The organism is Pseudomonas sp. UBA1879 (assembly GCF_002338065.1).
In the GTDB taxonomy this organism is placed as follows: domain Bacteria; phylum Pseudomonadota; class Gammaproteobacteria; order Pseudomonadales; family Pseudomonadaceae; genus Aquipseudomonas.
This window is the reverse complement of the sequence record NZ_DDHJ01000010.1, coordinates 1-26,517: the sequence shown is the minus strand read 5'-3', so window position 1 is coordinate 26,517 and position 26,517 is coordinate 1. Positions and strand designations below refer to the sequence as shown.

General features: G+C 60.2%; 22 protein-coding genes and 1 rRNA gene. 8 read left to right on the top strand and 15 right to left on the bottom strand.

Going from position 1 to position 26,517, the window contains the following annotated elements; genetic code table 11:
• Positions 1–47: 47 nt before the first annotated feature.
• Positions 48–836 (bottom strand): flagellar basal-body rod protein FlgG, encoded by a 789-nt coding sequence (gene flgG / locus B3N48_RS09405; RefSeq protein ID WP_296182475.1) that lies wholly within the window; start codon positions 834–836, stop codon positions 48–50.
• A 47-nt stretch (positions 837–883) separates the two neighbouring features.
• Entirely contained in the window at positions 884–1,624 is a 741-nt protein-coding gene (locus tag B3N48_RS09400) for a flagellar basal body rod protein FlgF (protein ID WP_296182473.1), read from the bottom strand.
• 272 nt (positions 1,625–1,896) lie between these two features.
• On the opposite strand from B3N48_RS09400, the gene B3N48_RS09395 reads away from it, so the two are divergent.
• Positions 1,897–2,076 carry a hypothetical protein gene (locus tag B3N48_RS09395; protein ID WP_296182471.1) on the top strand — a complete coding sequence of 60 codons (180 nt, stop codon included), beginning with the start codon at positions 1,897–1,899 and terminating at the stop codon, positions 2,074–2,076.
• A gap of 540 nt (positions 2,077–2,616) precedes the next feature.
• Here B3N48_RS09395 and B3N48_RS09390 read toward each other — a convergent pair.
• The 7 genes from B3N48_RS09390 to B3N48_RS09360 form a co-directional block, all read right to left on the bottom strand.
• Positions 2,617–4,428, bottom strand: a complete 1,812-nt coding sequence (locus tag B3N48_RS09390) for a flagellar hook protein FlgE (RefSeq protein WP_296182468.1) — start codon at positions 4,426–4,428, stop codon at positions 2,617–2,619.
• A gap of 242 nt (positions 4,429–4,670) precedes the next feature.
• Positions 4,671–5,987 carry a flagellar hook protein FlgE gene (gene flgE, locus B3N48_RS09385; protein WP_296182466.1) on the bottom strand — a complete coding sequence of 439 codons (1,317 nt, stop codon included), beginning with the start codon at positions 5,985–5,987 and terminating at the stop codon, positions 4,671–4,673.
• Positions 5,988–6,015: 28 nt separating this feature from the next.
• Positions 6,016–6,711, bottom strand: a complete 696-nt coding sequence (gene flgD, locus B3N48_RS09380; RefSeq protein ID WP_296182464.1) for a flagellar hook assembly protein FlgD — start codon at positions 6,709–6,711, stop codon at positions 6,016–6,018.
• Positions 6,712–6,726: 15 nt separating this feature from the next.
• The gene (gene flgC / locus B3N48_RS09375; RefSeq protein ID WP_296182462.1) at positions 6,727–7,170 is read right to left on the bottom strand and encodes a flagellar basal body rod protein FlgC; all 444 of its coding nucleotides are present in this window, start codon (positions 7,168–7,170) and stop codon (positions 6,727–6,729) included.
• Between the two features lie 3 nt (positions 7,171–7,173).
• On the bottom strand, positions 7,174–7,581 hold the full coding sequence (gene flgB / locus B3N48_RS09370) for a flagellar basal body rod protein FlgB (RefSeq protein WP_296182460.1): 408 nt from the start codon (positions 7,579–7,581) through the stop codon (positions 7,174–7,176).
• A gap of 545 nt (positions 7,582–8,126) precedes the next feature.
• Positions 8,127–8,954 carry a protein-glutamate O-methyltransferase CheR gene (gene cheR / locus B3N48_RS09365; protein WP_296182457.1) on the bottom strand — a complete coding sequence of 276 codons (828 nt, stop codon included), beginning with the start codon at positions 8,952–8,954 and terminating at the stop codon, positions 8,127–8,129.
• 45 nt (positions 8,955–8,999) lie between these two features.
• Complete coding sequence (locus tag B3N48_RS09360) at positions 9,000–9,932, bottom strand: chemotaxis protein CheV (RefSeq protein WP_296182455.1); 933 nt, start codon at positions 9,930–9,932, stop codon at positions 9,000–9,002.
• Positions 9,933–10,008: 76 nt separating this feature from the next.
• On the opposite strand from B3N48_RS09360, the gene flgA reads away from it, so the two are divergent.
• The 4 genes from flgA (at position 10,009) to B3N48_RS09340 (ending at position 12,589) form a co-directional block, all read left to right on the top strand.
• On the top strand, positions 10,009–10,770 hold the full coding sequence (gene flgA, locus B3N48_RS09355) for a flagellar basal body P-ring formation chaperone FlgA (protein ID WP_296182452.1): 762 nt from the start codon (positions 10,009–10,011) through the stop codon (positions 10,768–10,770).
• Positions 10,771–10,932: 162 nt separating this feature from the next.
• Complete coding sequence (gene flgM / locus B3N48_RS09350) at positions 10,933–11,250, top strand: flagellar biosynthesis anti-sigma factor FlgM (protein ID WP_296182449.1); 318 nt, start codon at positions 10,933–10,935, stop codon at positions 11,248–11,250.
• Between the two features lie 49 nt (positions 11,251–11,299).
• Positions 11,300–11,767 (top strand): flagella synthesis protein FlgN, encoded by a 468-nt coding sequence (locus tag B3N48_RS09345; protein ID WP_296182446.1) that lies wholly within the window; start codon positions 11,300–11,302, stop codon positions 11,765–11,767.
• 81 nt (positions 11,768–11,848) lie between these two features.
• A complete protein-coding gene (locus B3N48_RS09340; protein WP_296182443.1) occupies positions 11,849–12,589 on the top strand; it encodes a flagellar brake protein in 741 nt (246 codons plus the stop codon).
• A gap of 123 nt (positions 12,590–12,712) precedes the next feature.
• Here B3N48_RS09340 and B3N48_RS09335 read toward each other — a convergent pair whose 3' ends face one another.
• Both B3N48_RS09335 and B3N48_RS09330 read right to left on the bottom strand, forming a co-directional pair.
• Positions 12,713–14,194, bottom strand: coding sequence for an MFS transporter (locus tag B3N48_RS09335; protein ID WP_296182438.1), 1,482 nt, complete (start codon positions 14,192–14,194; stop codon positions 12,713–12,715).
• Between the two features lie 56 nt (positions 14,195–14,250).
• Positions 14,251–15,492, bottom strand: coding sequence for a glutamine synthetase family protein (locus tag B3N48_RS09330; protein ID WP_296183054.1), 1,242 nt, complete (start codon positions 15,490–15,492; stop codon positions 14,251–14,253).
• 321 nt (positions 15,493–15,813) lie between these two features.
• Here B3N48_RS09330 and B3N48_RS09325 point away from each other — a divergent pair, with 321 nt between their 5' ends.
• Complete coding sequence (locus B3N48_RS09325; RefSeq protein ID WP_296182436.1) at positions 15,814–18,933, top strand: glycosyltransferase; 3,120 nt, start codon at positions 15,814–15,816, stop codon at positions 18,931–18,933.
• Positions 18,934–18,954: 21 nt separating this feature from the next.
• On the opposite strand, the gene B3N48_RS09320 is transcribed toward B3N48_RS09325, so the two are convergent.
• The gene (locus tag B3N48_RS09320) at positions 18,955–19,968 is read right to left on the bottom strand and encodes an AraC family transcriptional regulator (RefSeq protein WP_296182434.1); all 1,014 of its coding nucleotides are present in this window, start codon (positions 19,966–19,968) and stop codon (positions 18,955–18,957) included.
• 184 nt (positions 19,969–20,152) lie between these two features.
• On the opposite strand from B3N48_RS09320, the gene B3N48_RS09315 reads away from it, so the two are divergent.
• Both B3N48_RS09315 and B3N48_RS09310 read left to right on the top strand, forming a co-directional pair.
• A complete protein-coding gene (locus B3N48_RS09315) occupies positions 20,153–21,334 on the top strand; it encodes an acetyl-CoA C-acyltransferase family protein (RefSeq protein ID WP_296182431.1) in 1,182 nt (393 codons plus the stop codon).
• 12 nt (positions 21,335–21,346) lie between these two features.
• A complete protein-coding gene (locus B3N48_RS09310; protein ID WP_296182429.1) occupies positions 21,347–22,198 on the top strand; it encodes a 3-hydroxybutyryl-CoA dehydrogenase in 852 nt (283 codons plus the stop codon).
• 177 nt (positions 22,199–22,375) lie between these two features.
• On the opposite strand, the gene B3N48_RS09305 is transcribed toward B3N48_RS09310, so the two are convergent.
• From B3N48_RS09305 to rrf, 3 genes are all read right to left on the bottom strand, one after another.
• Positions 22,376–24,757, bottom strand: a complete 2,382-nt coding sequence (locus B3N48_RS09305; RefSeq protein WP_296182426.1) for an efflux RND transporter permease subunit — start codon at positions 24,755–24,757, stop codon at positions 22,376–22,378.
• Positions 24,758–24,784: 27 nt separating this feature from the next.
• Positions 24,785–25,885 (bottom strand): WD40/YVTN/BNR-like repeat-containing protein, encoded by a 1,101-nt coding sequence (locus B3N48_RS09300; RefSeq protein WP_414704218.1) that lies wholly within the window; start codon positions 25,883–25,885, stop codon positions 24,785–24,787.
• Positions 25,886–26,308: 423 nt separating this feature from the next.
• Positions 26,309–26,424 (bottom strand): 5S ribosomal RNA (gene rrf, locus B3N48_RS09295).
• Positions 26,425–26,517 lie beyond the last annotated feature (93 nt).

The window sequence follows — 26,517 nt, the reverse complement described above, 5'->3', positions numbered from 1 at the left end:
TTTCGTTGCAAGACATCAGGTGGTTCGTATTCCGTTCAGAAAGCCGCTTACAGGTTCTGCGTCACGTACTGCAGCATCGAGTCGGCGGTGGAGATCACTTTGGAGTTCATCTCGTAAGCGCGCTGGGTGGTGATCATGTTCACCAACTCCTCAACGGTGCTGACGTTGGAGTTTTCCAGGGTGTTCTGCTTGACCACGCCCAAACCGTTCAAGCCCGGAGTCCCCACTTGCGGCGCACCGCTGGAAGCGGTTTCCAGGAACAGGTTGCCGCCCTGGGACTGCAAGCCAGCCGGGTTGATGAAGTCGGCGGTCTGGATGTTGCCGATGATCTGTGGCGTCGCGGTGTTGGCCGAGGTGGTGATCGACACCGTGCCGTCTTCACCGACGGTGAAGGTCTGCGAGTCCTGTGGAACGACGATCGCTGGCTCCAGCGCGTAGCCGTTGGCGGTCACGATCTGGCCGTTCTGGTCCAGGTGAAACGTACCGTCGCGGGTGTACGCCACGGTGCCGTCAGGCTGGCGAATCTGGAAGAAACCACGCCCGTTGACCGCCATGTCCAGCGGCTGGTTGGTGGTTTGCAGGCTACCTGCGGTGAAGTTTTTCTGCGTGCCGACGATGCGCACACCGGTACCCAGCTGCAGACCCGAAGGCAGTTCGCTGTCCTGTGTGGACTGCGCGCCTGGCTGACGCTTGATCTGGTACAGCAGGTCCTGGAATTCGGCGCGATCACTTTTGAAACCCGTGGTCGAGACGTTGGCCAGGTTGTTGGAAATGGTCGTCAGGTTGGTGTCCTGAGCGGCCAGACCGGTTTTCGCTACGTAGAGTGCCGGAAGCATTCGTTTATCTCCTCAAGCGCCTGTTTGTCGGCGCAAGCTGTCAGTCATTAGCTCATTTGCAAGACGCGAGCCATCGACTCGTCATCCTGCTCAGCGGTCTTCATCATCTTGACGTGCAGTTCGAACTGACGGGACAGCGCCAGCACCGAGGTCATTTCCTCGACGGCGTTGACGTTGCTCGACTGCAGAAATCCGGATTCCACTTGCACATCGGCATCGACTTGCGCCGGTTTGCCGTCTTTGGTGTGCATCAGGCCATCGGGGCCTTTTTCCATGTTGGCCAGGTCCGGGCGGACCAGCTTGATGCGGTCGATTTGCGCCATGACCTGCGGGCTTTCACCCAGGGAGCGGACGCTGATGGTGCCGTCCGCGCCGATTTCGATCTGCTGCTGAGGGGGCACGGCAATCGGCCCGCTGTTGCCCATCACCGGCAAACCATTGCCATCACGCAACACGCCGAGGGCGTCGATGTTCATGCTGGAGGTGCGGGTGTAGGCTTCACCGCCGTCGGGGGTCTGGACGGCCATCCAGCCATTGCCTTTGACCGCAACGTCCAGTTCGCGGCCGGTGTCGATCATCGAACCCTGGCTGAAGTCAGTGCCCGGACGCTCGCTCATGGCATAGGCGCGCGACGGGTTGACCTCGCCAAACACCGGCATCGAGCGGGCCTGTTCGAGGTCACGCTGAAACCCGTTGGTCGAGACGTTCGCCAGATTGTTGGCATGGGCCTTTTGCGCGATGGCGTTTTCCGACGCTCCGCTCATGGCCACGTAAAGCAACTTGTCCACAGTCTTCCTCCTCCGACAGACGCTTGCCGCCTGTAGCTGTACTGCAGAGGCCATAGCAATAATCGAACCAGTTTTTCAGACGTGATACAAAGCGCTGATTCGCCAATGGTTATTGGCCGAGATCGCGCGCTGACCCGACCGCGGAATTCGACCGCGACGGTGGACCGCCACTTTCTTCACCATCGGGCCTTGCCGCCGCCAAAAAAATTTCGCGCCCGGAGCGATAATTGCAGCCATTGGTTCAATCGGCCGTTTGCCACAGGAATCCCGTCATGCGTCTGCGCTCCGCCCTGCTCCTCACCCTCGCGGCCCTGTCCGCCTCAGCCATCGCCGCCCCGGCGCCTTATTACTGGTGGCAGGGGCAACACACCACGATCTGCGCCCAGACCAGCCCCGGCAAGGGCTGGACCCGGATCAGTGGGGCGTTCGTGAAGTCGGATTGTTCGATATGAATGGGTGATGCCGTCCGGTATCGGTTTGCAGCCCGACGTTTCTGCACGCCGCCAATCTTGTAGGAGGGGGGGGACGACGGCCGAACGCGGTGGCTCAGTTGCAGATGCGCGGTCTGACACCCCGCCATCGCGGCGGGTCAACTGCAGCTGTGTGATCTGACACACCGTCATCGCGGCCGTCGTGCCTCCGGCGGCTCCTACAGGGATTGTGTTCATTCAGGGGGAAGGCACGATCGCTGCGATGGCGTGAATCGGCCGAATGACGCCCGAACGCTGCGGCTCCTACAGGGATTGTGTTCATTCAGCGGGAAGGCACGATCGCAGCGATTGAGTGAATCGGCCGAATGACGCCCGAACGCTGCGGTATGGGTAGGAGCCGCCGGAGGCACGACGGCCGCGATGCGGAATGTCAGATACCACAGTGGTGACTGACCCGACGCCATCGCAGCCGTCGCTCCTCCCTTCCGCAGCTCCTGCGGGTTCAGGGATAACCCTATAAGCACGCCCTCCCCAAGCTTTCTGCAACTGCCCGACTCGGTATCACGTCGCTCTGATCAACGTCTGCATCAACTCTGCCTCGGTGGACAAGGTTTTGGAGTTGGCCTGGTATGCCGTCTGTGCCTGGATCAATTCCACCAGTTGGTCAGTGAGATTGACGTTCGACCCCTCCAGCGACTGGCTGACGACACCGCCCAGATTCGCCGACCCTGGCGTGTCGTAATTCGCTACGCCGGACGCATGGCTTTCGATCCATCGGGTATTGCTGATCGGGCTCAGGCCTTGTTCATTGGCGAAGCTGGCGAGCATCACCTGGCCGATCTTGCGATGCAGGCCGTTGCTGAAGTTCATGCTGATGATCCCGCTCTTGTCGACGGACAGCTGATTGGCCTCCCCTGCCGCGTGACCGTCCGCAATCAGTCCTGAACTCGCCGATGCCGCCTGATGCTGGGTGAGCTTGTTCAGGTCGATGACGATGCCGCGCCCATCGCCTGCCGCACCATTCGCGCCCCACTGTCCGCCCGGCGTGCCGCTGTCCAGCGGCTTGGCGGGCACCCAACCGCTGAGGGTCAGCTTATTGGCGGCCACGGTCAGGCCATTCCCGCCCACCAGAGACTGTATTGCGCCGTTACTGCTGAACAACACGCTGGCGGTCAGCGGATCGGTTCGGGTCGGATCCTGGGGGTTGCGTCCGTCGATCAGCAGGTGGGTTTTCCAACTGTTGTTGCCGTCTTTCACAAAATATTGGCTCAGGAGGTGTCGGTTGCCGAGGCTGTCGAACACTTCAGCGGGCCACATCTTGTTGTAGGTGGTGACGTCGGTGGGATCGAACGCCGGCACCGGGCGCGTCATCGCGGGGTCGGCCGGATTGAGCAGCGGCCCACTGGCGTCCAGCAGAGGCAACTTGATCGGTCCGGCGTTGGCCGCCGGACTGGGCACCCACGTGCCGTTGATCTCGGTGGCCGGACGCCAGTCCTGCAGAGACAATTCTGTATTGCTCGTCACCGTTACCGCCGCTGTGCTGCCTGTCATCGACAACTGGCCGAGGGCGGATTGACGCAAGCCGATTTCCAGCGGCGCTGCGCTGGCTGGGTCGAGCGGATTCCTGCCGTCGATCAGCACGTACGACGTCCAGGTGCTGTCATCGAGCTTGACGAAATACTGATTGAGCTGATGGTCCTGCGGCGGGATCGCGGGCTGGGCGGCAGTGATGATGATGTCGTTGCCGTTGGCGTCCTTGCCTTTCACCTCCTTGATCGCCGGTACGCCAGCGTCCTGGATCGTCTGCGTGGTCATGCGGGTGTAGGTCGTCGGGTCATTGGCATCGAAGCGGCGAACAGCGGCCAGTGAAGGCTCGGCGGCGTCCAGGTTGAGGGTGCGCTCGATCCGGCTGGTGGCCTTGGGCGCGATGCTGCCGCCTTCGATCTTGAGGTCGGTGCGAACACCGCTGATGACCTTGCCGTCAGCGTTCACGCCATAGCCCTGCAAACGGCTGCCATGGGCGTCGATGACATAGTTTTCCGCGTCGGCATGGAACGCGCCAGAGCGGGTATAGCTGACGGCGCCGTTGTCGCTCATGACGAAGAAGCCTTTGCCCTGAATGCGCATGTCCAGGGGTTTGCCGGTCCCGGACAACGCGCCCCCTTCGGCGAAGTCCTGGCTGACATTGGCCAGCTGCACGCCGTCGCCTACAGCGGTGCGGCTGCCGCCAAAAGCGGACGAGGAATACAGCGCAGAGAATTCCGCGCGGGATGATTTGAAGCCGGTGGTGCCAACGTTGGCGATGTTGTTGCCCGCCACTTCCATTCGTTTATGCGCGGCGTTCAATCCGGAGATCGCGATGTTGAATGACATGAACTCTCCCTGAGTCGCTGTTCACGACACGTTCGTCAGTGCATTGGTTTCGCGGGCAAATGAATGCGATCGAACGCTCGGCTCAATGGCATTGATTTGTCGGCGACCTCGATTCTCCCACTGACGAAAGTAGGAATTTTCCAGTTATTGAGTGGGACGGCTCTTGATGTGTGCGGGGTGGGAAGCGGGCAAAAAAAAGCCCCTCCGAGGAGGGGCTTCTGAAGGACTCGGCCGTCGCCGAATCAGTTAACCATTTGAATCGTGGTTTGCAGGATGGTGCTTTCAGTCGAGATGGTTTTTGCGTTCGCCTGATAGTTGCTTTGCGCCTTGATCAACTGAACCAGCTCGCCGGTCAGGTCGACGTTGGATTCTTCCAGCGCAGAACCGGTAATGTTGCCCAGCGTACCGGATTCCGGCGCACCGGTGACCGGGATGCCCGACGCATAGGTTTCGCGCCACATGGTGCCGCCCGCCGGTGCCAGACCCTGGACGTTGGCGAAGCTGGTCAAGGCCACTTGACCGATCACTTTGGATCGACCGTTGGTGTACGTGGCGAACAGGTTACCGGTGGAGTCCACATTCATGGCACTGATCTGCCCGGTGTAGTTACCGTTCTGAGTCTTGGAGATCGCACCGCCGGCCGCGTTGGTCTGCGAGGTCGCCAGCATGTCCAGTTTGATCGTTTCTGATGCCGCGCCGTTGCCGACCCAGGTCGTGGTCGACCCAATGGTTTTGCTTTGCGCCGGGATCCAGCCGGTGATGTTGAACGTGCCGTCAGCATTGATGCCCACACCGCCCGTGGACGACGTTGGCGTCTGCAGGTTGCCAGCGGAATCGAAGTGCAACTGGGTCTGTGCCGGATCAGTCGAGTTCTCTGGATCGGTGATGCTGCGCCCGTCGATCAGACTGTACATGGTCCAGGAGTTGGTATCGGTCTTGCGGAAATACTGCGACAGGGTGTGTTCGTTACCCTGGCTGTCGTAGATCGGCGTACTGAACGTGGAGGTGTAGGTCGAGGTGTCAGCCGGATCGAACGCCGCACCGGTCGAGACCGGTTTCGACGAGTCCAGGTTCGATTTGATTGAAATCTCGCTGGTGGCCTTCGGTTGCATGTTCGAGGTGTCGACCCTGAGGTTGGTCAGCACACCCGTCATCACGTTGCCGTTGGCGTCCGTGGCATAGCCCTGCAAGTTATTGCCGGCGTTGTCGATGATGTTGCCAGCGGTATCGGTGTGGAAGTTGCCCGCACGGGTGTACAGCTTCTCGCCGTTGTTGCTCATCATGAAGAAACCGTTGCCGTTGATGGCAAGGTCCAGGTCACGGCCGGTGCCAGTGGTCAGCGAACCCTGGGTGAACTGTTGGGTCACCGCAGCGGTGCGTACGCCGCTGCCCACGTCGGTGCCACCGGAGGTGCCACGGATGGATTGCGCGTATTGGTCGGCGAATTCCGCACGGGAGGCCTTGAAGCCGACGGTAGCGACGTTGGCGATGTTGTTGCCCGCCACGTCGAGACTTTTATTCGCTGCGTAGAGCCCACTCAGACCGATATTGAAAGACATGTTTCACTCCTGCGCCGTCGAGTCGGCTCTAGATTCCGATTTGTTGAACTTTGGTCAAGGCGATGGTAGAGCCGTTGGCCAGATTGAGTGTCAGAGGACTGCCTGCCGTGCCCATGGTCACGCTGCTGACCGTTGCCGGCAGGTAGGTGGTCAGGCCTGTGTTCTTGCCATCCAGCGCGCCACTGGCTTTGAAGGTGTAGTCGCCGGAGGCCAGGGGCTCGCCCGCATCGTCCTTGCCATCCCACGCGAAGGGGATGGTGCCGGCTTTTTGCTCGCCCAGGTCCAGCGTGCGCACCACGCTGCCGGTGCTGTCGTAGACCTTGACGGTGGTGAGGGTGCTGGCCGATGGCAGAACGGCCTGACCGGTCATGCCCTTGGCGGTGTCGACGGTGGTAGCACTGCCTTCGAAGATCACCGAACGGCCGACCAGAGAAGACGCCTGCAACGCTTGGGACGACTGATACATGCCGCCAATCGCGTCGACCGATGTGTTCAGATTCTGCAAGCTTTCGACACTGCTGAACTGCGCCAACTGCGCCACGAACTGGCTGTTGTCCTGCGGGTCCAGAGGGTTCTGGTTCTGCAGTTGCGTGACCAGCAACTTCAGGAAAGAGTCTTTACCCAGGCTGCTGGCGCCGGTATTGCTGTCGCCCGCCTTCCCGGAGGTCGGCGCTTGCAGCGACTTGAGGTAGTCGCTCGTGGTGTTGTTATTTACAGCGGTCATGACATTCGCCCCTTATCACTGACCGAGGGTCAGGACCTTCTGCATCATTGTCTTCGCGGTACTCATGATTTCCGCGTTGGTCTGGAACGAACGGCTGGCCGAGATCATGTCGGCCATTTCGTTGACGACGTTCACGTTCGGGTAATACACGTAGCCGTTCTTGTCAGCCGCCGGGTGATTAGGCTCGTAACGGGCTTCCAGATTGGAGGCATCCTCGACGATGCCGGACACCTGAACTCCGGCACCGGCCTGGCCCTGGTCTTCGAACAACGACGCACTGCCGCCCGCCTGCTGCCCCTGAAACACGGTGGCGAACACCGGGTGACGGGCGCGGTAGGTTTTATCCATGCTCGACGACACGGTTTCGGCGTTGGCGATGTTACTGGCCACGGTGTTCAGACGAGTGTTCTGGGCACTCATGCCGCTACCGGCAATATTGAAAACACTGGATAGAGACATGAATTACTCTCCGCGCAAGGCTGAGACCAGCCCTTTGAACTTACTGTTGAGCAAGGTGAAACTGGCCTGAAAGCCGATGGCGTTCTCGGCGTAATTGGCGTTCTCGACCTGAGAGTCGACGGTGTTCTGGTCCAGCGACGGCTGCGACGGCGTGCGATACAGCAAGCTCGCCTCGCCCGAATCCATGCCACTGGCTTCGATGTGATGGCTGTTGGTGGTGTTCAGGGCGAACGTGCCGTTCTTGGCCTTGTCGCTTTCAGCGGCCAACACCTTGGAAAAATCCAGGTCGCGCGCCTTGTAATTCGGCGTGTCGGCGTTGGTGATGTTGTTGGCCAGCACTTCGGCACGTTGGGCGCGGAAGTTCAGCGCTTTCTCGTGGATGCCCAGTGCGTTTTCGAAGCTGATGCTCATGTCGGGAACCTTTGTCGGTTGACCAGATGTTCGTGACAGAGAGATAGCAAGGGCCGTGCCAGTTTTCGAAGCGCCTGTATTTGCGGGGTTTCAGGGATTTTGGCAGATGGCGATGCCAGAAAAGCGGCAAGTGATTTCCGCTGTCGGAGAGGAAAGCGGCAAGGGAGGTGTCGTTTTTTTGCCGGTTCATGCGCCCCCTGCCGCTTCTACCGAAGGCGTAGGCGCATTGCTCGCTCGCGCTCGGCCCGGGGTCGCATCCGACCGAAGCGACAGCAAAACCTGACAGCGCGGTTTACCTGACCCACCCCGTGGACAAGCGTTGCCATCGCTGCGCAATGGACCGTCGGCAAGCCAACGGATACGACGTCGGTCGCAGATTTCATGACCTATGCACGACCCTCGTGGGAGCCGGCTCGCTGGGAATGCGGTTTGCCAGCGAGCATAGAATCTCCCACGGCCTGCGGCCAGGAACGACATACCTATTCAATTCTCAAAAAAGAAAAACCCCGCCGCAGCGGGGTTCAGGGCCATCGTTCAACCCACAATCACTTGGCCTGATAAATAATCCCGGGACTGCACTGCACCATCTGGTAATGATCCGGCAATCCATTCAACGCTTCCGACGCGCCAAGGAACAAATACCCGCCCGGCTTCAACGTCGCGTGAATGCGCAGCAGGATGTCTTTCTTCACCTCAGCCGAAAAGTAGATCAACACGTTGCGGCAAAACACGATGTCGAACTTGCCCAGCGCCGCATAACTGTCCAACAGGTTGAAGGAGCGAAACTCCACCCGGTTCTTGATCGGCGCCTTGACCGTCCAGCGGCCAGGGGTTTTCTGATCGAAATAACGCTGCAGACGGTCCGGTGACAGCCCCCGGCCAATCGCCAGGCTGTCGTATTCCCCGGTTTTGCAGTTGTTCAGCATGCTGCCTGACAAATCCGTCGCGACGATTTGCGCGCCGGCCTTCAACTGTCCTGGGTTGCTGCGCTCGAATTCATCGATCGACATCGACAGCGAATAGGGTTCCTGCCCCGACGAACAGGCTGCCGACCAGATACGTGGACGCAAACCCGGGCTGGCCTTGATCTGCTCCGGCAATACTTTGTTCTTGAGCACCTCAAATGGGTAAGTGTCCCGAAACCAGAGGGTTTCGTTGGTCGTCATGGCATCCACCACCTGCTCGCGCAATCCGCTGCGCGGCTGGCTCTGGATACGCTGGATCAACTCCCCCAGCGACTTGAGCCCTTGCTGCTCCATCAGCTTGTTCAGGCGACTGGACACCAGATACTGTTTGTTTTCACCCAGCAAAATGCCACAGGCTTTTTCCAGGAAGACCCGGAACTGTTCAAAATCCAAATTACCTGTAGACATGCCGCCTCTCAAATCATGTGAACAGCAAGGAGGGAAAGCCCCTCCTCAGCTGATATCTGCCGCCTTGATACGATCCACCACGCGCGCAGCCAGATCGTCCGGCCGGAACTTGGCCAGGAAATCGTCGGCACCCACCTTCTTCACCATGGCCTGGTTGAAAACCCCGGACAGCGAAGTATGCAAGATGATGTGCAGCTTCTGCATGCGCGGATCGCTGCGGATCTCGGCAGTCAAGGTGTAGCCATCCATCTCCGGCATTTCAATGTCGGAGATCATCATCAGAAACTCTTCTTCAGGCTTTTTGCCTTCGTCCACCAGTTTGCGCAGGAAATCCAACGCCTGACGACCGTCATTCAACGCCGTGACTTCCACGCCTACGGTTTGCAGGCAACGGGTGACCTGCTTGCGCGCCACCGACGAGTCATCGACCGTCAGCACCCGCAGCGAAATGGCCTTGTGCTGAACCTCGGCACTGACCACCCCGGCGGAGATGTTTTCCGATACCGGCGCCACCTCGGCGAGGATTTTCTCCACGTCGATGATTTCCACCAACTGATTGTCCAGCCGCGTCACCGCCGTGAGGTAGTGGTCGCGACCGGTGCCCTTGGGTGGCGGGTGAATGTCTTCCCAGTTCATGTTGACGATGCGTTCCACCGAATGCACCAGAAAGCCCTGAATCTTGGTGTTGTATTCGGTAATGATCACGAACGCGTTATCAACGTTGCCGAGCGCCGTCGCCCCGGTTGCCATCGCTAGATCGAGGATCGGGATGGTCCCGCCACGAATGTTGGCCACTCCGCGCACAATCGGACTGGATTTGGGCATATGGGTAAGTTTTGGGCACTGAAGCACCTCTTTTACCTTGAACACGTTGATCCCATACAACTGCTTGCCGTCCAGACGGAACAACAGCAGCTCAAGGCGGTTCTGCCCTACCAGTTGAGTGCGCTGGTTCACTGAATCCAATACACCAGCCATGCCCCACTCCTTCCCAAAACGACCAATTGCGCACTGCCACAGCGGCAAGCGGCACGGGCCTTGCTATTTACCTGTCATGAACACACAAACGACAGTATCCCGACACCTGGCCCCCGCCCTTCGCAGACTCTTCAGCCTGCTGATGGCGGCGTGTCTGCTTTGTGCCGCCGGGATCAGCCGTGCGGACAATGTGACGTTGCCTGAACAACTTATCGGCGTCACCCAAGGCTTTCTTGAATTCACCGTGGAAGACTATCTGGCGACCAGTCAGACCACCGGCCGATACGAGATCGAAGTCAAGCAGCTCGACCCTCGCCTGCGCATGCCCCATTGCGACAGGGATTTGACAGCCTCGCTGGAAAGCCCGGCCAAACCCATCGGTCGGGTCACCGTGAAAGTGCGTTGTGAAGGCAGTGCTCCATGGACGGTCTTCGTCCCGGCCCAGGTACATCTGTTTCGCAATGTGGTGACCGTGGTACGGCCGATGAAGCGCGACGTCATTGTCTCGGATGCTGACGTGGCCCTGCGCGAGCGCGACGTAGGGCTGTTGGGGCAAGGTTTTCTGGATTCGGTGGATCAGGCCATAGGACAGAAGGTTGTCCGACCGACGGTCATCGATCAGATCCTCACGCCGTTGCATCTGGAACAGCCGCAAATGGTGCGCAAGGGCGATCAAGTGGTAATCAGCGCGCGCAGCGGCGCGATGAGCGTGCGCATGCCCGGCGAAGCGCTGTCCGATGGCGGCTTCAACGAACAGATTCGGGTCAAGAACCTCAATTCGAAACGCGTGATCAAGGCCAATATCGTGGCCCCCGGCCAAGTTGAGGTGCCTATGTAAAAAGCCGCGATCCTCTGGCGCGACGCTTGCGCTTTTCCTACACTCGGAACCCATATGCCTGACGGGCAGTCCATTTGAGACTGTTTTCGTGCAGGCCCTAAAGTTATTCCGGGTTTGGCCGAAACCAAGGCAAGCGTCCTAGAACCCAGAGGTTTTTCAATCATGGTCATCGACTTCAGTCGTTTGAATAGTTCCACTACCGTTGGGGGTACACAGCGTACCGCCAGCACCAAGGAAGCCGGCAAAACCGACGCTGCGGCGACGGTCAGCACTTCCACAAGCGTGAGCGGCAGTGGCGAGACAGTCAGTTTGAGCAGCGAAGCTCAACAGTTGCAGAAGATCACTGATTCGTTGCGTGATCAGCCCGTCGTCAACAGCAGCCGTGTGGCTGAGTTGAAACAGGCCATCGCCGACGGCAGTTACAAGGTCGACAGCAATCGTGTTGCCAGCAAACTGCTCGATTTCGAAGCCCAGCGCTAGCCCCCGGTTTGCGCAGGGGCTTCTGGACGCTTAAATCCCAGGGCATGCGATGCAAGACACTACATTGCTTCAACTGATCACGGACGATATTGCGCCAGCCCAGCATCTGCTGGAAATCCTGAAGGCTGAATCACTGGCCCTGCATGGTCGCAATATGGTCGAAATGGAACACATCCTGGCGCAGAAACAGGCGCTGGTGATCGTGCTCGAACAGCATGGACGCAGACGCTCACAGCTGCTGTCGAGCCTTGGCCTGCCCGCCAGTCGCGCGGGACTCGAGGAAGTGGCCAAACACTCGTCAGTCGGTGAAGCGTTATTGAACGCAAGCGACGAACTGAGCGCGTTGATCGCCGAGTGCCAGGCCGCCAATGGACAGAACGGCAGCCTGATCCAGCTGCAACAGCTGACCACGGCGCAACAGCTCAGAATCCTCAATGGTGGCGATACGCCGACGCTGTATGACAGCCGGGGTTCGACATCGGGCAGGGCCAGACCACGTCCGCTTAGCCAGGCGTAAGTTCTAGTATCAAGGCGTGCAACATGATGGCAAAATGCCCGCGCCGCACGCTGTCGTTTTTTGCCTGGAGATGGATGAACCGTGAATGCCTCAAGCGCGGACGATGTTCCGCAGCCCCCGAAGGTACTGACCACGCCTTTGGAAATTGCCGCCAACATGCGGCTGCTGATGGAAAGCCATGATCCGCTGATCATCACTTTTCACGAGCGCAGTCAGCGCTTCCAGAGCTATGTCATCGACGTCGACCGCGACAGCAACGAAATCGCCCTCGACGAAATGATCCCCCGCGACGGTGAACGGTTCCTGGCCAACGGCGAGCCGTTCCGTGTCGAAGGTTTCCACGACGGCGTGCGCATCGCCTGGGAAGTCAAGGCGCAAATGACCATCATCGAGGACCCGCACAGTTATCGCGGCCCCCTGCCTGAAGAAGTGGTTTATCACCAGCGCCGCAATGCCTTCCGCGCAGCCCTCAAGCTGGCGTCTCTGGTCGATATCGAAATCGGCGGGGAAAAGCTCAAGTCGCCGTTGCGCGGCAAGCTTCTGGACATTTCGGCCACCGGCTGCAAATTGCGTTTCGAAGGCGATGTGTCCGAACGCATGCAACTGGGCCAGGTGTACGACCGCTTCATCGCCAACCTGCCCTTCGGCAGCATGACCACCTCGGTGGAACTGCGGTATCTGCACTTCGAGGAAAGGATCAACACCACCTTCGCTGGCGTGCGCTTCCACAACATCAGTGGGTTGGTGCAGCGTCAGGTCGAACGTTTCGTGTATCAATTGCAGCGTGAAGCCCGTCGCTTCGACAAGGACGACGACTTCTGAAAACGGCCCTTCGGGGCCGTTTCTGCTTCTACGTCTGCCTCTCTTGCAGTTATCGATCCGGTGGGCACACCGCTCTGGCTGGACACGTACAGCTCCCGCGGCGTGAGCGCTCACTGCTCGCACTTACAACGGCCGATCCACACCCACGTCCCGTGACGCTTCATGGGCCGCGTCCGGTTTGGCGGCCTGCGGTTCAGTGCTGGCATCTGCATCCACCACCGCCACGGGCCTGACCACCCCCTCACCCGACGCCACTACGCGCTCTGGCGCTTCTTCGCTGCCCGGCTGCGGCTCGGACGTTGACCCGGTCTGGGCGTCAGGCGCGCCCTCCTCCGGCTCAGTCGCGGTCTGCATCTGGTCTTGAACCACTTGCTCATCCACGCGCGGATCGAGGGCCACCACCAACGGCGAACTGGACATGCTGTCCGGCATCGCGATGTGATGCAGCGGCGCATCTTCCACCTGGTGCAGATTGGTGACAGCCTTGGGACGGATGCGCAGCACCAGCATCAACGCCGTGAAGCAGACGAAGGCATAGAGCATGTTGCTGCCGAACTGCTTCATCAGCACGCCTGCTACCAACGGCCCGATACTGGCGCCTATCCCGTACGTCATCAGCAACATGGCCGTGAGCGATACCCGCCGCTCGCCTTCCACGTGGTCGTTGGAAAAGGCCACCGCCAGCGGGTACAGGGCGAATTGCAGCAGTGAGGCGACGAAGCCCATGGCGAACACGACCTCCATCGGCATGCCTGGAAAGATCGCCAGCGGCAGCGCCGCTAGCACCAGCAGACCGGCCACGCCCCGGATCAACCAAGCGCGGTCGTAGCGGTCGGACAGTTTGCCCAGCGGCCCTTGCACCAACAGACCCGCGCCAATACAGGTGGCCATGAACAGACCAACGTGCTCGGTGGTCAGCCCCTGCTGCGCTGCGTACAAGGGCGCAAGGCCGTAAAACGAGCCAATGATCAGCCCGGCACTCAGGACCGTGGTCAGCGACTGCGGCACACGACGCATGAAGAACAGCGGCTCCAACGGCGCAGGCCGCATGGGCGCCGGGTGAATGCTGCGGGTCATCGCCACCGGCACCAGACACAGCGTAAAGCACATCGCAACCAGCATCAGCAGCTCAGGCCCCAACTGCGGATGCACCACGAGAATCAACTGACCGAGCACCAGCCCCAGGTAGGACGCGATCATGTAGCCGCTGAACACGGTACCGCGCTGTTTCGGCGAGGCCTGTTCGTTGAGCCAGCTTTCAATGACCATGTACTGACACATCATGCCAAGGCCGACGATCATGCGCAGGAAGATCCAGGCTGGCAGGTAGTCGATCAAACCATGCCCCAGCACCGCCGCGCCGACGATCCCGGCACATGTCGCGTACGCCCGAATGTGCCCGACCCGACCAATCAGCCGGTGACCCACCTTGCCACCCAGCGCCAGGCCGACGTAGTTGGCGGCCATCAACGCACCGACCCACAGACCGTCCACATGATCGGCGGCCAGACGCAAGGCCAGGTAAGTACTCAACAGGCCCGAACCGATCAACATCATCAGTGAGGCAAAATACAGCGCTCGAAACGACTTCCAGATTTGGCGCATTGGCTTTCCAAAAAAACGCCAACCCTCGTCCACCGAGGATTGGCGAAACACAGTTCTTAAGCTTGAGAGGCCAAAACGCGACGCTCCCAAGGCGTGATTTCGTTAAAGAAACTGGTCAGCTCCAGGGTCTTCGACGCGATGTAGCCTTCGATGAATTCGGCACCAAACAGTTCCTTGGCCAGCGGGCTGCGTGTCAGACGCTCCAAAGCCGCATGCAAGGTACAGGGCAGCGAAAGATTGTCCGGTACGACGAACTCGCCCTGAATCGGCGCCGACGGTGACAGGCGGTGCTCGATGCCGTACAGGCCGGCCGCAAGACTGGCTGCAATCGCCAGATAGGGGTTGGCGTCAGCCCCCGGCAGGCGGTTTTCCACCCGCCGCGCGACCGGCGCACTGGCCGGAATACGCAGCCCGGCCGCACGGTTGTCGTGGGACCAGCAAGCATTGTTCGGGGAGGCGAAAGGATGACACAAACGCTGGTAGGAATTGACGTTCGGCGCAAATAAAGCCGTGAAATCCGCCATTGCCGCCTGCTGGCCGCCGATGAAGTGGTGAAAAGCCTCGGTCGCCTCCCCTTGTTCATCGCTGAAAATGTTTTGCCCGGTCGTGCTGTCGACAACGCTCTGATGAATGTGCATCGAACTGCCCGGCGTGTGGGCCAGCGGTTTGGCCATGCAGACCACGCTAAGGCCGTGCTTGAGCGCCACTTCCTTGAGCATGTGCTTGAACAGAAACGTCTGGTCCGCCAGCAGCAGCGGATCACCGTGCAGCAGATTGATCTCGAACTGGCTGACGCCCATTTCATGCATGAAGGTGTCGCGGGGCAGGCCCAGCGCAGCCATGCATCTGTAGACTTCGCTGAAGAACGGGCGAAGGCCGTTGTTGGAGCTGATACTGAACGCCGACTGGCCGTCCTCGCGACGACCGTCCAGGCCCACGGGCGGCTGGAACGGTTGGTTCGGGTCGCTGTTCGGGGCGAAGACGAAGAATTCCAGTTCGGTGGCGACCACCGGCGACCAGCCCTGCCGGGCATACCGTGCGATCACCGATTTGAGCTGGCCCCGGGTGGACAGGCTGGAGGGTTCGCCATCCAGTTCGTCGGCGTCGCAAATGGCCAACGCGCGCGGCTCGTCGCTCCAGGGCAAGCGGTGAATCTGTCGGGCGTCGGCGATCAGCGCCAGGTCGCCGTCATCGCTGCCGTAGAACCTGGCTGCCGGGTAGCCACCCATGATGCATTGCAGCAGCACGCCCCGGGCCAGTTGCAGACGCCGCCCTTCGAGGAAGCCCTGCGCCGTCATCACTTTTCCACGCGGCACACCGTTGAGGTCCGGGGTGACGCATTCAATTTCATCAATGCCCATCAATCGCTGCGCGAGTGAATCAGGCCCATCGCTCGACATGACGCAAATCCTTTTTAGCTGGCAGGCCGCTTACTGCGGCAGGCGTACAAAATAAGCGCCGGGCGTTCAACATATCAAGCACCCCATGGGCGTTGCCCCCTCTGGGAGAGCATCACAGCTGGCCGGTTTATTGCTGCACTTCGGCCTTTGGCGCACATTCGCCACTTTCCTGACGGGGCGCTCATTCGGCCCGCCTCTTAGACGATCATCGAGCACGCCGTGACTTTCGAGAAAACCACCGCCCATCCGTACATCCTCTACGCCGGTGACGACCTGGCCAGCGACCACGACCGCCGAGCGATGCATCTGCTATGTCACGCCTTGAACCTTGCCGGCGCCGAGGCGTACATCGCGGGGAGCACGGTGGTCAGCCCGCACCTGGAAACGCCGGTGCTGACCGAGTCAATCCTGGAAGCGTGCAAGGCGGCCCAGCGGCTGCCGATCACGGTCTATCCCGGCTCGGTGGAAGGCAACCCTTTGTCCAGCCGGGTCGTGGCGCGCTACGTCCTGAACGCCTCAGACGATCTGATCGAAAAAGACTTTGGCACGGTCGACACCGACCTGGTGTTCTATGTCAGCCACGAGGTCAGCCACGGAGCCGCCGAGCCGATCCTGCTGACCCTGGCGCTGAACGACGGCACGCCGGTGACACTGCCAGACGGCGACGAATTGCAGCGGTTCATCGCCCTGACGTCGCAGGCCGCAGAGCGCTACCAACTGCGCATGACGCTGGACATTCCCCGCTGGCTGGAAGCGCGTCGACTGACCGCCGTGCAGCGTCGGCTGCTGGACGCGCACCAGGCGCTGAACGTGCAGTCGAGCGTGACGGTCATCGTGCAGGACCCCTCCGGACAGCCCGAGGCACTGGCGAAAACCCTCGCCAGCGTGTTGAGCTGGCGCGCCCGTTCCGCGACTGCTATCGGCGTGCACGTTCTCAGTCTCCACACGCCGCCAGGCACCCTGCCTGCCGGCGTCAGCTGGGATCGCCTCGGCGCGGCGCCCGCGCGGCAGATCAACACGCTGATCGACGGCGTGGATCACGCATGGCTGCTGCTGCTCAACGCCGGGGATGAACTGATCGAGAGCGGCACTTGCCTTCTCGAACAGCAGCTGCCGCGCTCGTCGGCCTCGATGCTGTATGGCGATGAAATCCATCGCAGCGGCGAGCAGACCGGCCCGGCGTTCAGGCCGGACATCAATCTGGATTACCTGCTCAGCCTGCCTGTGGTCATGGCCACGCACTGGCTGTTCCGTCGCGACGCGTTTCTGGCGTTTGGCGGGTTCGACGACCAACTGCCCCAGGCGCTGGAGTTCGACCTGATCCTGCGCATCATCGACGGCCAGGGACTGGGCGCCATCGAACACCTCACCGAACCGCTGTTGAGCTGTGAATCACCGTCGTTGCACCCCAACCCCGACGAGATCACGGCGCTGGAACGTCATCTGCACAACCGGGGCTACACCGCCCACCAAGTGCGTGAATACCCGGCGCGCCACTACCACATTCACTACGGTCACACCGCCGAGCCGCTGGTCTCGATCATCGTCCCAACCAAGGACCAATTGCCGATACTGCGTCGCTGCGTGGAAACGCTGCTGGAGAAAACCCAGTATTTCAATTACGAGTTGATCATCGTCGACAACGACAGCCAGACCGAGGAAGCCTTGGCCTGGCTCGCTGAGCTGGACGCCATTGGCGGGCAAAAAATCCGTGTGCTGCGCTACCCCTACCCGTTCAACTATTCGGCCATCAACAACTTCGCGGTGACCCAGTCCAAAGGCGAATACGTGGTGTTGCTCAACAACGACACCGCCATCCTCGACGGTGGCTGGCTCCATGCGTTGCTCAACCATGCCCAGCGACCGGAAGTCGGGGTGGTCGGCGCCAAACTGCTGTTCCCCAACGGCCTGATCCAGCATGCGGGGGTGGTGGTCGGCCTGGATGGCCCGGCGGGGCACCCGTTCATTGGCCAGCCCGCTGCCACACCGGGTTACATGCAGCGCGTAATGGTCGATCAGAACTACAGCGCCGTCACGGCGGCGTGTCTGATGATCCGCCGGTCAATCTACGAAGAGGTCGCGGGGCTGGACGAAGACCTGTTCAAGGTCTCCTACAACGACGTCGATCTGTGCCTGAAAGTCGGCGCGCAGGGCTACCTGATCGTCTGGACGCCTCACGCGTTGCTGTTGCATGAAGGCAGCGTCAGCCAGACCCACGTCGACCGCACCGCATTCGCCGCGAAGCTCAGACGCTTCCGTTCCGAGCAGCACGGGATGATGAGCAAGTGGCTGCCTGTCATGGCCAACGACCCTGCATACAATCGCAACTTGTCCCTCGAAGACAACGGCTTCAGGATCGACGGGCGCACTGAATTGACCTGGCGTCCGCTCAAGGGGCTGCCCCTGCCGACGGTGCTCGCCTTCCCCGCCGTGGAATCCGCTTCCGCGCGGCGGCGCATTTCGCACCCGTTCGACACCTTGAAAGCCGAGGGCTTGCTCGATGGCGTCATTGGCGCACAGGTGCCGAGTGTGGTTGACGTCGAACGCTATCAGCCTGACAGCCTCATTCTGCACCGACGCCTTGACCCGCCGCGCCTCGAATCCATGCGCTCGCTCGCGTCGTTCGCAAAACGCTTCCGCGTGCTGGACATCGATGGCCTGCCCAGCGAGCTGGAAATGGCAAACGCTGTGCAGGTGGCGCAGGGACTGGTCGACCGTATTCTGGTGGCGACCCCGGCGCTGGCGGACATCTTCGACCGCAACCAGACGCCGGTGCAGGTACTGCCCTCCCGCCTGAGCGGCGACTGGGCTCTGCCATTGTCGAAGCGTCTGGCCAATCCGCGCCCGCGGATCGGCTGCTTTGTCAGCAGCGAGCAGCACTCGGACATTCCCTTGATCGAAGCCCTGATGCGTGAGCTGGAGGTCGATTGGGTGCTGCTGGGCGACGGCCATCCGCGTCTGAACGGCCTGGCCCAAGAGGTGCACCGCAACGCGCATTTCTGGGGGAATCGCGACCTGCTTGCCGGGCTGAATCTGGATTTGGCACTGGTTCCGTTGTGCGATACGTTAAGCAACCATTGTCGCGATCACGGTCTGCTGCTGGAGTACGGGGCGTGCGGCGTGCCGGTGCTGTGCAGTGACGTGGACGGATTCCGCGGCGAGCTCCCGGTGCAGCGTTTGAACAATGACGTGGGTCGCTGGCGGAGTGCGATTGCCGACCACTTGCATGACGAAGACACGCGTATCGCGTGGGGCGACCAGCTGCGCAGCGCGGTCCTCACTCACTGGGTTCAAGATGCCGCGTCACTGCAAACCTTGCTGAAGGCATGGTTGCCGTAACCCCGTCGATGTGAGCCGGTTTCATCCCTGGGCGGCGCGTCCTCGCCGATAGCCGCCAGGACTTTCCCCCGTCCACTTCTTGAAGGCCCGGTGGAACGCGCTCGGCTCCTGAAACCCCACCAGTGCCGCGATCTCGACCACGCTCATGTCGGTTTCCCGGAGTTTTTGTTGGGCGATGCTTCGGCGCACATCGTCCTTGATGCCTTGAAACGCACAGCCTTCGCGCTCCAGTCGGCGTCGAAAGGTGGTCGGGCTGAGTTTCAGCTCCAGGGCCATTTCCAACAGCGTCGGCCAGTGGCCGTAATGGCTGCCGCGCAGGCGTTGGTAAACCTGCGCGGCAAGGCCACGCTGGTTACGGAAGCGAATCACCAGCCATTGGGGCGCCGAACGCAGAAACGACTTGAGCGACGGCAAGGTCTGCACCACCGGCAGCCGCAGGTACTGGCTGGAAAATTCAACTTCAGTCCGTGCCTCGCCGAAACTCAGGTTGAAGCCCCAGAGCATGGAGTCGTCGCTGAGGCGCTCGCGGGTATGGCGAAAGTGCGCGCGGTCGATGCTGATGCGACGGCCGCCAAGCCAACACAACAGGCTGATCATCAACAACAGAAACGTCTCCTCGCCAAACCGTCGCTTGTCGGGGTCTGTCGCCAGATTATCCAGCGAGATGACGGCGCGCTGGCCGCGCACAATGAGGGTCCCGCGAAAATCCCGCAGAAACAGCCCGAAGTTCGCCAGGCATTGACGCAGGGCTTTTTCCAGGTTCGGCTCCTGAATCAGTCCCCGACAGATCAACGCGAAGCTGCCCAAGGGCATGCCATGGGAGTCCAGCGCGAAGAACTCGTCGCGCAGCTCCTTGATCTGGATCAGCCACAGGGAGGCAAAGGCACTGGCTGGCACACGCGCCGTGGGATCGTCCAACAGCGCCCTGTCGATGCCCGCCCCCTCCAGCACCGATTGCAGGCGCAGAGGCTGGTCGCGCAAGGCATGCACCACCAGTTGGACGAAATAGACCGACACCGAATCCTTCTCTCGCATGAGCCGCCTTTCCTATTTGTCGTTATGAGCCACGGAGCCGATGGTAAAGAACGCCAGTCGATCTGGACAGTTTTGGCATAGGCCCACCCCAGATGCCGATCTAGACTTGCCCGCAAACGGCACGTGACCGAAATGCCGTCTCACGCTGCCACCTCACAACAATCAACAGGTTTCAGGAGTCGACATGAGCAATACCGAAGTTTTCGTCGTCAGCGCACTGCGTACCGCCATCGGCGGATTCGGCGGTTCACTCAAAGACGTCTCGCCGATCGAGCTGGGCACCCAGGTCAGCCGCGCCGCGCTGGCCCAATCCGGCCTGGCAGCTGAACACATCGGACACGTGGTCATGGGCCATGTGATCCCGACCGAAGTCCGCGACGCCTACCTCGCGCGGGTCATTGCGCTGGAAGCGGGGCTGAGCAAAGAAACCCCGGCGATGAACGTCAACCGCCTGTGCGGCTCAGGCCTGCAAGCGATCGTCTCGGCCGCACAATCCCTGCTGCTGGGCGACGCCAAGGCCGTGCTGGCCGGTGGCGCAGAATCCATGAGCCGCGGCGCTTACATCATGCCCCAGGCCCGTTGGGGCGCGCGGATGGGCAACGTGCAGGCCTACGATTACATGCTTGGGGCGTTGCACGATCCATTCGCCAACATTCACATGGGCATCACCGCCGAAAACGTCGCCGAACACCACGGCATCACCCGCGCCGACCAGGACGCCCTGGCGCTGACCAGTCAGCAACGTGCAGCCCGCGCCATCGCCGAAGGCCGATTCGAAGGGCAGATCGTCCCTATCGACATCGTGACCCGCAAAGGCACTGTCACCTTCGCGCAGGACGAACACGTGCGCGACGTGACGGCCGAGCAGCTGGAAAAAATGAAGACCGCCTTCAAAAAGGACGGCACGGTCACCGCGGGCAATGCGTCAGGCCTGAATGATGGCGCTGCCGCGCTGGTGATGGCCAACGGCGACATGGTGTGCGAACACGGTCTCAAGCCGCTGGCACGTCTGGTGACGTACGCCCATGCCGGTGTCGAGCCGTCGATGATGGGCCTCGGGCCGATCCCTGCCAGCCGCAAGGCACTTGAGCGTGCCGGGCTGACGGTGGCCGATCTGGACGTCATCGAATCCAACGAAGCGTTCGCTGCACAGGCCTGCGCGGTGGCCCGTGAACTGGGTTTCGACCCGGAGAAGGTGAACCCGAACGGCTCCGGCATCTCCCTCGGCCACCCGGTGGGCGCAACCGGCGCGATCATCGCGACCAAGGCCATTCATGAACTGCACCGGATCGGCGGGCGATACGCGCTGGTCACCATGTGCATCGGGGGCGGCCAGGGTATCGCCGCCATTTTCGAACGGGTGTAAAGGAGCGATTTCATGACCCTGCATCACATCGCTGTGATCGGCGCAGGCACCATGGGCAACGGCATCGCCCAGGTCTGTGCGCTGGCCGGCTTCGACGTGACCCTGCTGGACATCAACGACGCCGCACTGGAACGGGGCTTGGCCACCGTGCGCAAGAACCTCGAACGTCAGGTCAACAAACAGACGCTGACGGGCGTGCACGCCGAAGAGGCGCTCGGACGCATCCGCACCCTCACCGACTATGCGCAATTAAACGACCCTCAGCTGGTGATCGAAGCCGCCACCGAAAACCTCGACCTCAAACTGCGCCTGCTGAAACAGATCGCGGCGCATGTGGGGGACGAGTGCGTGATCGCTTCTAACACGTCGTCGCTATCGATCACGCAGTTGGCCGCCAGCGTCCACCACCCGCAACGCTTCATTGGTCTGCACTTCTTTAATCCCGTGCCGATGATGGGGCTGATCGAGGTGATTCGCGGCCTGCAAACCGCGGACGAAACCCATGTCGTGGCGATCAAGCTGGCGGAGCGCCTGAACAAGACCGCCATCACGGCAGGCAACCGGCCGGGCTTCGTGGTCAACCGGATTCTGGTGCCGATGATCAACGAAGCGATTCTGGTACTTCAGGAAGGCCTGGCCACGGCACAGGACATCGACGATGGCATGCGCCTGGGTTGCAACCAGCCCATCGGACCACTGGCGCTGGCCGACCTGATCGGTCTCGACACGTTACTGGCCATCATTGAAGCCTTCCACGACGGGTTCAACGACAGCAAATACCGCCCGGCGCCGCTGCTCAAGGAAATGGTCGCAGCGGGCTATCTGGGCCGCAAAAGCGGGCGTGGGTTCTTCGTTTATAACTAAGCTCTTGTAAAAGCCTCGCACCCGAGGGAGCCGGCTTGCTGGCGAAAGCGTTGTACCAGACGAAGCATTTTTCAATGAAACACCGCATTCGCCAGCAAGCCGGCTCCCACACGATGTTCGCACCCCGTTAAACGAAAGCGCCGCCCTCACAGGCGGCGTTTTCGTTTCATCTTGCCATTAATGGGAAAACAGCGAATTCCCCACCTTGCCCGCCATCTTCTCCGGCTTGATCAGGAACCGCGCCAGTGCGGGCAACAGCCACAACGCGCCGAACATGTTCCACAGCAACATGAACGTCAACATCAAGCCCATGTCTGCCTGGAATTTGATCGCCGAGAATATCCACGTGCACACGCCGATCGCCAGACACAGCCCGGTGAACAGCACGGCTTTGCCCGTCGACTTCAGCGTTTCGTAGTACGCGGCTTGCAGCGGCAACCCTGCGCGCAGGAAGCTTTCCAGACGACTGTAAATGTAGATGCCGTAATCGACCCCGATGCCCACGCCCAAGGCCACCACCGGCAACGTTGCGACCTTCACGCCAATGCCCATGAACGCCATCAGCGCGTTGCCCAGCACCGATGTCAACACCAGCGGCAACACGATGCACAACGTCGCAGCCCACGAACGAAACGTGATCATGCACATCACGGCCACGCAGATGTACACCAGAACCAGGATGGTCAACTCGGCCTGTTTAATGACCTCGTTGGTCGCCGCTTCGATTCCGGCATTGCCTGCCGCCAACAGAAACTCTAGTCCTTCCTTGTTATTGGCTTTGGCGAAGTCCTGCACGGCATGCACGGCGCGGTCCAGTGTTTCCGCCTTGTGATCGTTCAGAAAGATCAGCAGCGGGGCAAGCGAGCAGGTGTTGTTATACAGCCCGTCGGCGCGAGAGATGGAGCTGTTGAGCACGTCCTTGTTCCGCGACAGCGACTCCCATTTCAAGTTGCCCTCGTTCATGCCCTTGATCACTTGCTTGGACACCGTGACCAGCGAGATCGCCGACTGCACCCCGGGCGTGTTCTCCATCTTCCACGACAGCTCATTGATGGCCGAGAGGGTCTGATAAGCCGAGCAGCCTTCAGGCGGCGTCTTGACCATTACTACCAACACGTCGGAACTGGTGGAGTAATTGTTGATGATGAAGTTGTTGTCCTGGTTGTAGCGCGAGTCCGGCCGCAGCTCCGGCGCACCTTGATCGAGATCGCCGATTTTCAAATTGTGGCCGTACCAGAGGCCGCCCCCGAGTGCCAGCAATGCCAGGATCAGCGAAACGCTCGCTACCTTGGGCGCCGCAAAATTCGACAGCAGACGCCAGAAAGGGTGTTCGCGTACGGCGTCCTCTTTACTGCGTACGACTGCCCTTTTGCTAATCCCCACGTAGGAAATCGCGACAGGGAGCAGGATCAGGTTGGTGAACACAATCACCGCCACACCAATGGACGCGCCAATGGCCAACTCACGAATCACGCCGATGTCGATGATCAGCAAGGTGATGAAACCCACTGCGTCCGCCAGAATCGCGATCATGCCCGGCAGAAACAACTGACGAAATGTGCGCCGCGCCGCCGTCAGGGCGTTGTCCGCATCGCTGGATTGCAAGGCAATGCCGTTGATCTTCTGTACGCCGTGGGAAATGCCAATGGCGAAGATCAGAAAAGGGACGAGCATCGAGTAGGGATCGAGACCGAAGCCCACCACATGCATGAGACCCAGCTGCCAGATCACGGCGATCAGCGTCGTGCTCAACACCGCAATGGTGCTGCGGGCGCAACGGGTGAACCACATCAACAGCACGAGCGTGATCAGGAATGCGACACCAAAGAACATCACCACCATGATCAGGCCGTCGATCAGGTCCCCAACCTTCTTGGCGAAGCCGACGATATGGATGTGGACATTGGGGTTCTGCGCTTCGTACTTGTCCCGGATCTTTTCTTCAAGTTGATGAGAGAACTGCCGGTAGTCCAGCGGCAGCAATTTGCCCTGATCCGCCGGGTCCGGGTAGAACTCCTGGAGGGGCACATCAACGATGCTGGATTTGAAATTGTTCGCTACCAGCCGCCCGACTTGACCTGACTTGAGGACGTTGTTGCGCAGTTTGTCGAGACTGTCCTGAGAACCGTCATAGCTCTGGGGAATCACCTCCCCCCCGGCGAAGCCTTCTTCCGTCACCTCAGTCCAGCGAACGCTCGGGCTCCACAGCGATTTGAGCCCGGATCGGTCAACGCCCGAGATGTAAAACACCTCGTCATTGATCTGCCGCAGGGTCTCCATGTATTCCTTTGTGAAGATGTCGCCTTGTTTCGCTTCGACTGATATCCGCACAGTGTTGCCCAGGTTCGCCAGATCGTTGCGGTGCTCCATCATCTTTTGGATGAAGGGATGCCCCAACGGAATCATCTTTTCAAAACTGGTAGAGGGCCGGACGAGAGTCGCCTGCCAAAACAGAAAAATACTGACCAACAGACAAATGCCAATCACAGTCGGGCGGTTGTTGAAGATCAATTGCTCGAGAAAAGTCGGTTTCTCATGGGGTTGCTGAAGATTCGTCATCGAAAATCGTCCTCGCCTGGTCAGTTCTTATTGTTGAGCGACATCGACGCCTGTCGGCGAGGTGACGTGAACGCCGCCCTGTCCTACCAGAATGAGATTGCCCTTGTCGTCCTCCGCTACGCCGGCCAACGAGAGGCGATCCGAGCGATTGGAAACGGTGAACGTCTCACCGTCGTCTGTGCTGCGCATGATGCTGCCGCCGTTTCCTACCAGTACGATAGAGTGGTCTGGCAGCAGCGAGGCATTGGCGATGCTGAATTCCAGTGGCCCCCGCTCCCCCTGTAGGGCGATTGGCTCCCAGTTGCTGCCAAAATCAGTGGAACGAAAGAGGTTGCCGCGCAGGCCGTACGCCAAAAGCGTCATGGATTGAGAAGTGCCGACCGCGCCGAATAACGAACCCTGGTAAGGGCCTTCGAGTTTTTCCCATGTCTGCCCGTCATCCGCCGAGCGAAACATACTGCCCATTTCCCCAACGATAAACAGACCTGCGTCCTTCACGTACGCGATGCCATTGAGATGGTATTGGTCTTCGTTATCCAGCCGGTCGCCAATGTCTTCCCAATGTTGGCCACCGTCGGTGGTTTCCAGCAGCGCACCGTAGGCCCCAACGGCGATCCCGGATTTCAAATCCTTGAACCACACGTCCAGCAACGGCGCTTCGCGCTTGAGATCTTCGAATTGTTTGGTCCAGGTCGCTCCGCCGTCCTTGCTGGCAAGAATCTGTGCATCATGACCGACTGCCCAGCCATGTTGGTCATCGACGAAATACACGGCCGTGAGCAATTGACGTGTCGGGACCTTGGCCTGTGTCCAGGACGTGCCCTGATCATCGGAATAGAGGATGTGGCCGCGATCACCTACCACCACAATGCGCTTGCCCGCGTGGGTCACATCCAGCAGTAGACTGCGTGACGCCTTGGTCGATTCGAGTGCAAAAACGGCGGCGTCCCCGGTATTGGCGGGAGCATCGACAGGCCTGCTCTCTGCGGCTTGGGCGGCGCCGCAGAGGGTCATGGACATCAACAACGACAACACGACGTTTAGAGGTCTGCCCGACAGTAGCGTCCGGGAATCATCACTGCCTTGAATGAACACGAACCGAGCGCGCCGAGTGATTGGCTCACGCATGGAGCTTCCCCTTCCTTTATTTTTATTAGGTTCTCCGAAGGGCCGGTTACATGCCGCAGGCGCTCTAGCCTGCGCACTCGACTCTCGAAGCGATCCCATCCTATCCAGCTTCAGAAACGTATGACAATCGACATGACGTTATCTTTTGTTAAGAAGCGGCGAGCTGATTGCCGTGTTATCACTCAGACTGATGGACAATGTTAGCCGCGTGCGATGGGCTGTCGGGTGACATGCATGCAAACGCCGTTTATCACGAGCGGTATGGCCGTGATGATGGTCTTGATCAGAGCGGAGCAAGGACGTGTGAAGAGGGAGAAGACTAACAGAGGGGCAATGGTGTCGCAGCACGAAGAGAGGTCGGCCTTTTTCCACGCGCAAAAACAAAACCCCATCTGCGTTAGCAGATGGGGTTCTGGAATTTAATCTTGACGATGACCTACTCTCACATGGGGAAACCCCACACTACCATCGGCGATGCATCGTTTCACTTCTGAGTTCGGGATGGGATCAGGTGGTTCCAATGCTCTATGGTCGTCAAGAAATTCGGGTACTGAATCGTGGCCTGCGCCGCGCCTCAGCAAATCGGGTATGTGATCAGGTCGGTCTGTGCGGCAAACTTTCGGTTGCTGTCG

Excerpts from the sequence above, each read along its gene's own strand:
- flgG (WP_296182475.1), bottom strand. The coding sequence starts at position 836 with ATGCTTCCGGCACTCTACGTAGCGAAAACCGGTCTGGCCGCTCAGGAC.
- B3N48_RS09395 (WP_296182471.1), top strand. The coding sequence starts at position 1,897 with ATGCGTCTGCGCTCCGCCCTGCTCCTCACCCTCGCGGCCCTGTCCGCC.
- B3N48_RS09390 (WP_296182468.1), bottom strand. The coding sequence starts at position 4,428 with ATGTCATTCAACATCGCGATCTCCGGATTGAACGCCGCGCATAAACGA.
- flgE (WP_296182466.1), bottom strand. The coding sequence starts at position 5,987 with ATGTCTTTCAATATCGGTCTGAGTGGGCTCTACGCAGCGAATAAAAGT.
- flgD (WP_296182464.1), bottom strand. The coding sequence starts at position 6,711 with ATGACCGCTGTAAATAACAACACCACGAGCGACTACCTCAAGTCGCTG.
- flgC (WP_296182462.1), bottom strand. The coding sequence starts at position 7,170 with ATGTCTCTATCCAGTGTTTTCAATATTGCCGGTAGCGGCATGAGTGCC.
- flgB (WP_296182460.1), bottom strand. The coding sequence starts at position 7,581 with ATGAGCATCAGCTTCGAAAACGCACTGGGCATCCACGAGAAAGCGCTG.
- cheR (WP_296182457.1), bottom strand. The coding sequence starts at position 8,954 with ATGTCTACAGGTAATTTGGATTTTGAACAGTTCCGGGTCTTCCTGGAA.
- B3N48_RS09360 (WP_296182455.1), bottom strand. The coding sequence starts at position 9,932 with ATGGCTGGTGTATTGGATTCAGTGAACCAGCGCACTCAACTGGTAGGG.
- flgA (WP_296182452.1), top strand. The coding sequence starts at position 10,009 with ATGAACACACAAACGACAGTATCCCGACACCTGGCCCCCGCCCTTCGC.
- flgM (WP_296182449.1), top strand. The coding sequence starts at position 10,933 with ATGGTCATCGACTTCAGTCGTTTGAATAGTTCCACTACCGTTGGGGGT.
- B3N48_RS09345 (WP_296182446.1), top strand. The coding sequence starts at position 11,300 with ATGCAAGACACTACATTGCTTCAACTGATCACGGACGATATTGCGCCA.
- B3N48_RS09335 (WP_296182438.1), bottom strand. The coding sequence starts at position 14,194 with ATGCGCCAAATCTGGAAGTCGTTTCGAGCGCTGTATTTTGCCTCACTG.
- B3N48_RS09330 (WP_296183054.1), bottom strand. The coding sequence starts at position 15,492 with ATGACGGCGCAGGGCTTCCTCGAAGGGCGGCGTCTGCAACTGGCCCGG.
- B3N48_RS09320 (WP_296182434.1), bottom strand. The coding sequence starts at position 19,968 with ATGCGAGAGAAGGATTCGGTGTCGGTCTATTTCGTCCAACTGGTGGTG.
- B3N48_RS09315 (WP_296182431.1), top strand. The coding sequence starts at position 20,153 with ATGAGCAATACCGAAGTTTTCGTCGTCAGCGCACTGCGTACCGCCATC.
- B3N48_RS09310 (WP_296182429.1), top strand. The coding sequence starts at position 21,347 with ATGACCCTGCATCACATCGCTGTGATCGGCGCAGGCACCATGGGCAAC.
- B3N48_RS09305 (WP_296182426.1), bottom strand. The coding sequence starts at position 24,757 with ATGACGAATCTTCAGCAACCCCATGAGAAACCGACTTTTCTCGAGCAA.
- B3N48_RS09300 (WP_414704218.1), bottom strand. The coding sequence starts at position 25,885 with ATGCGTGAGCCAATCACTCGGCGCGCTCGGTTCGTGTTCATTCAAGGC.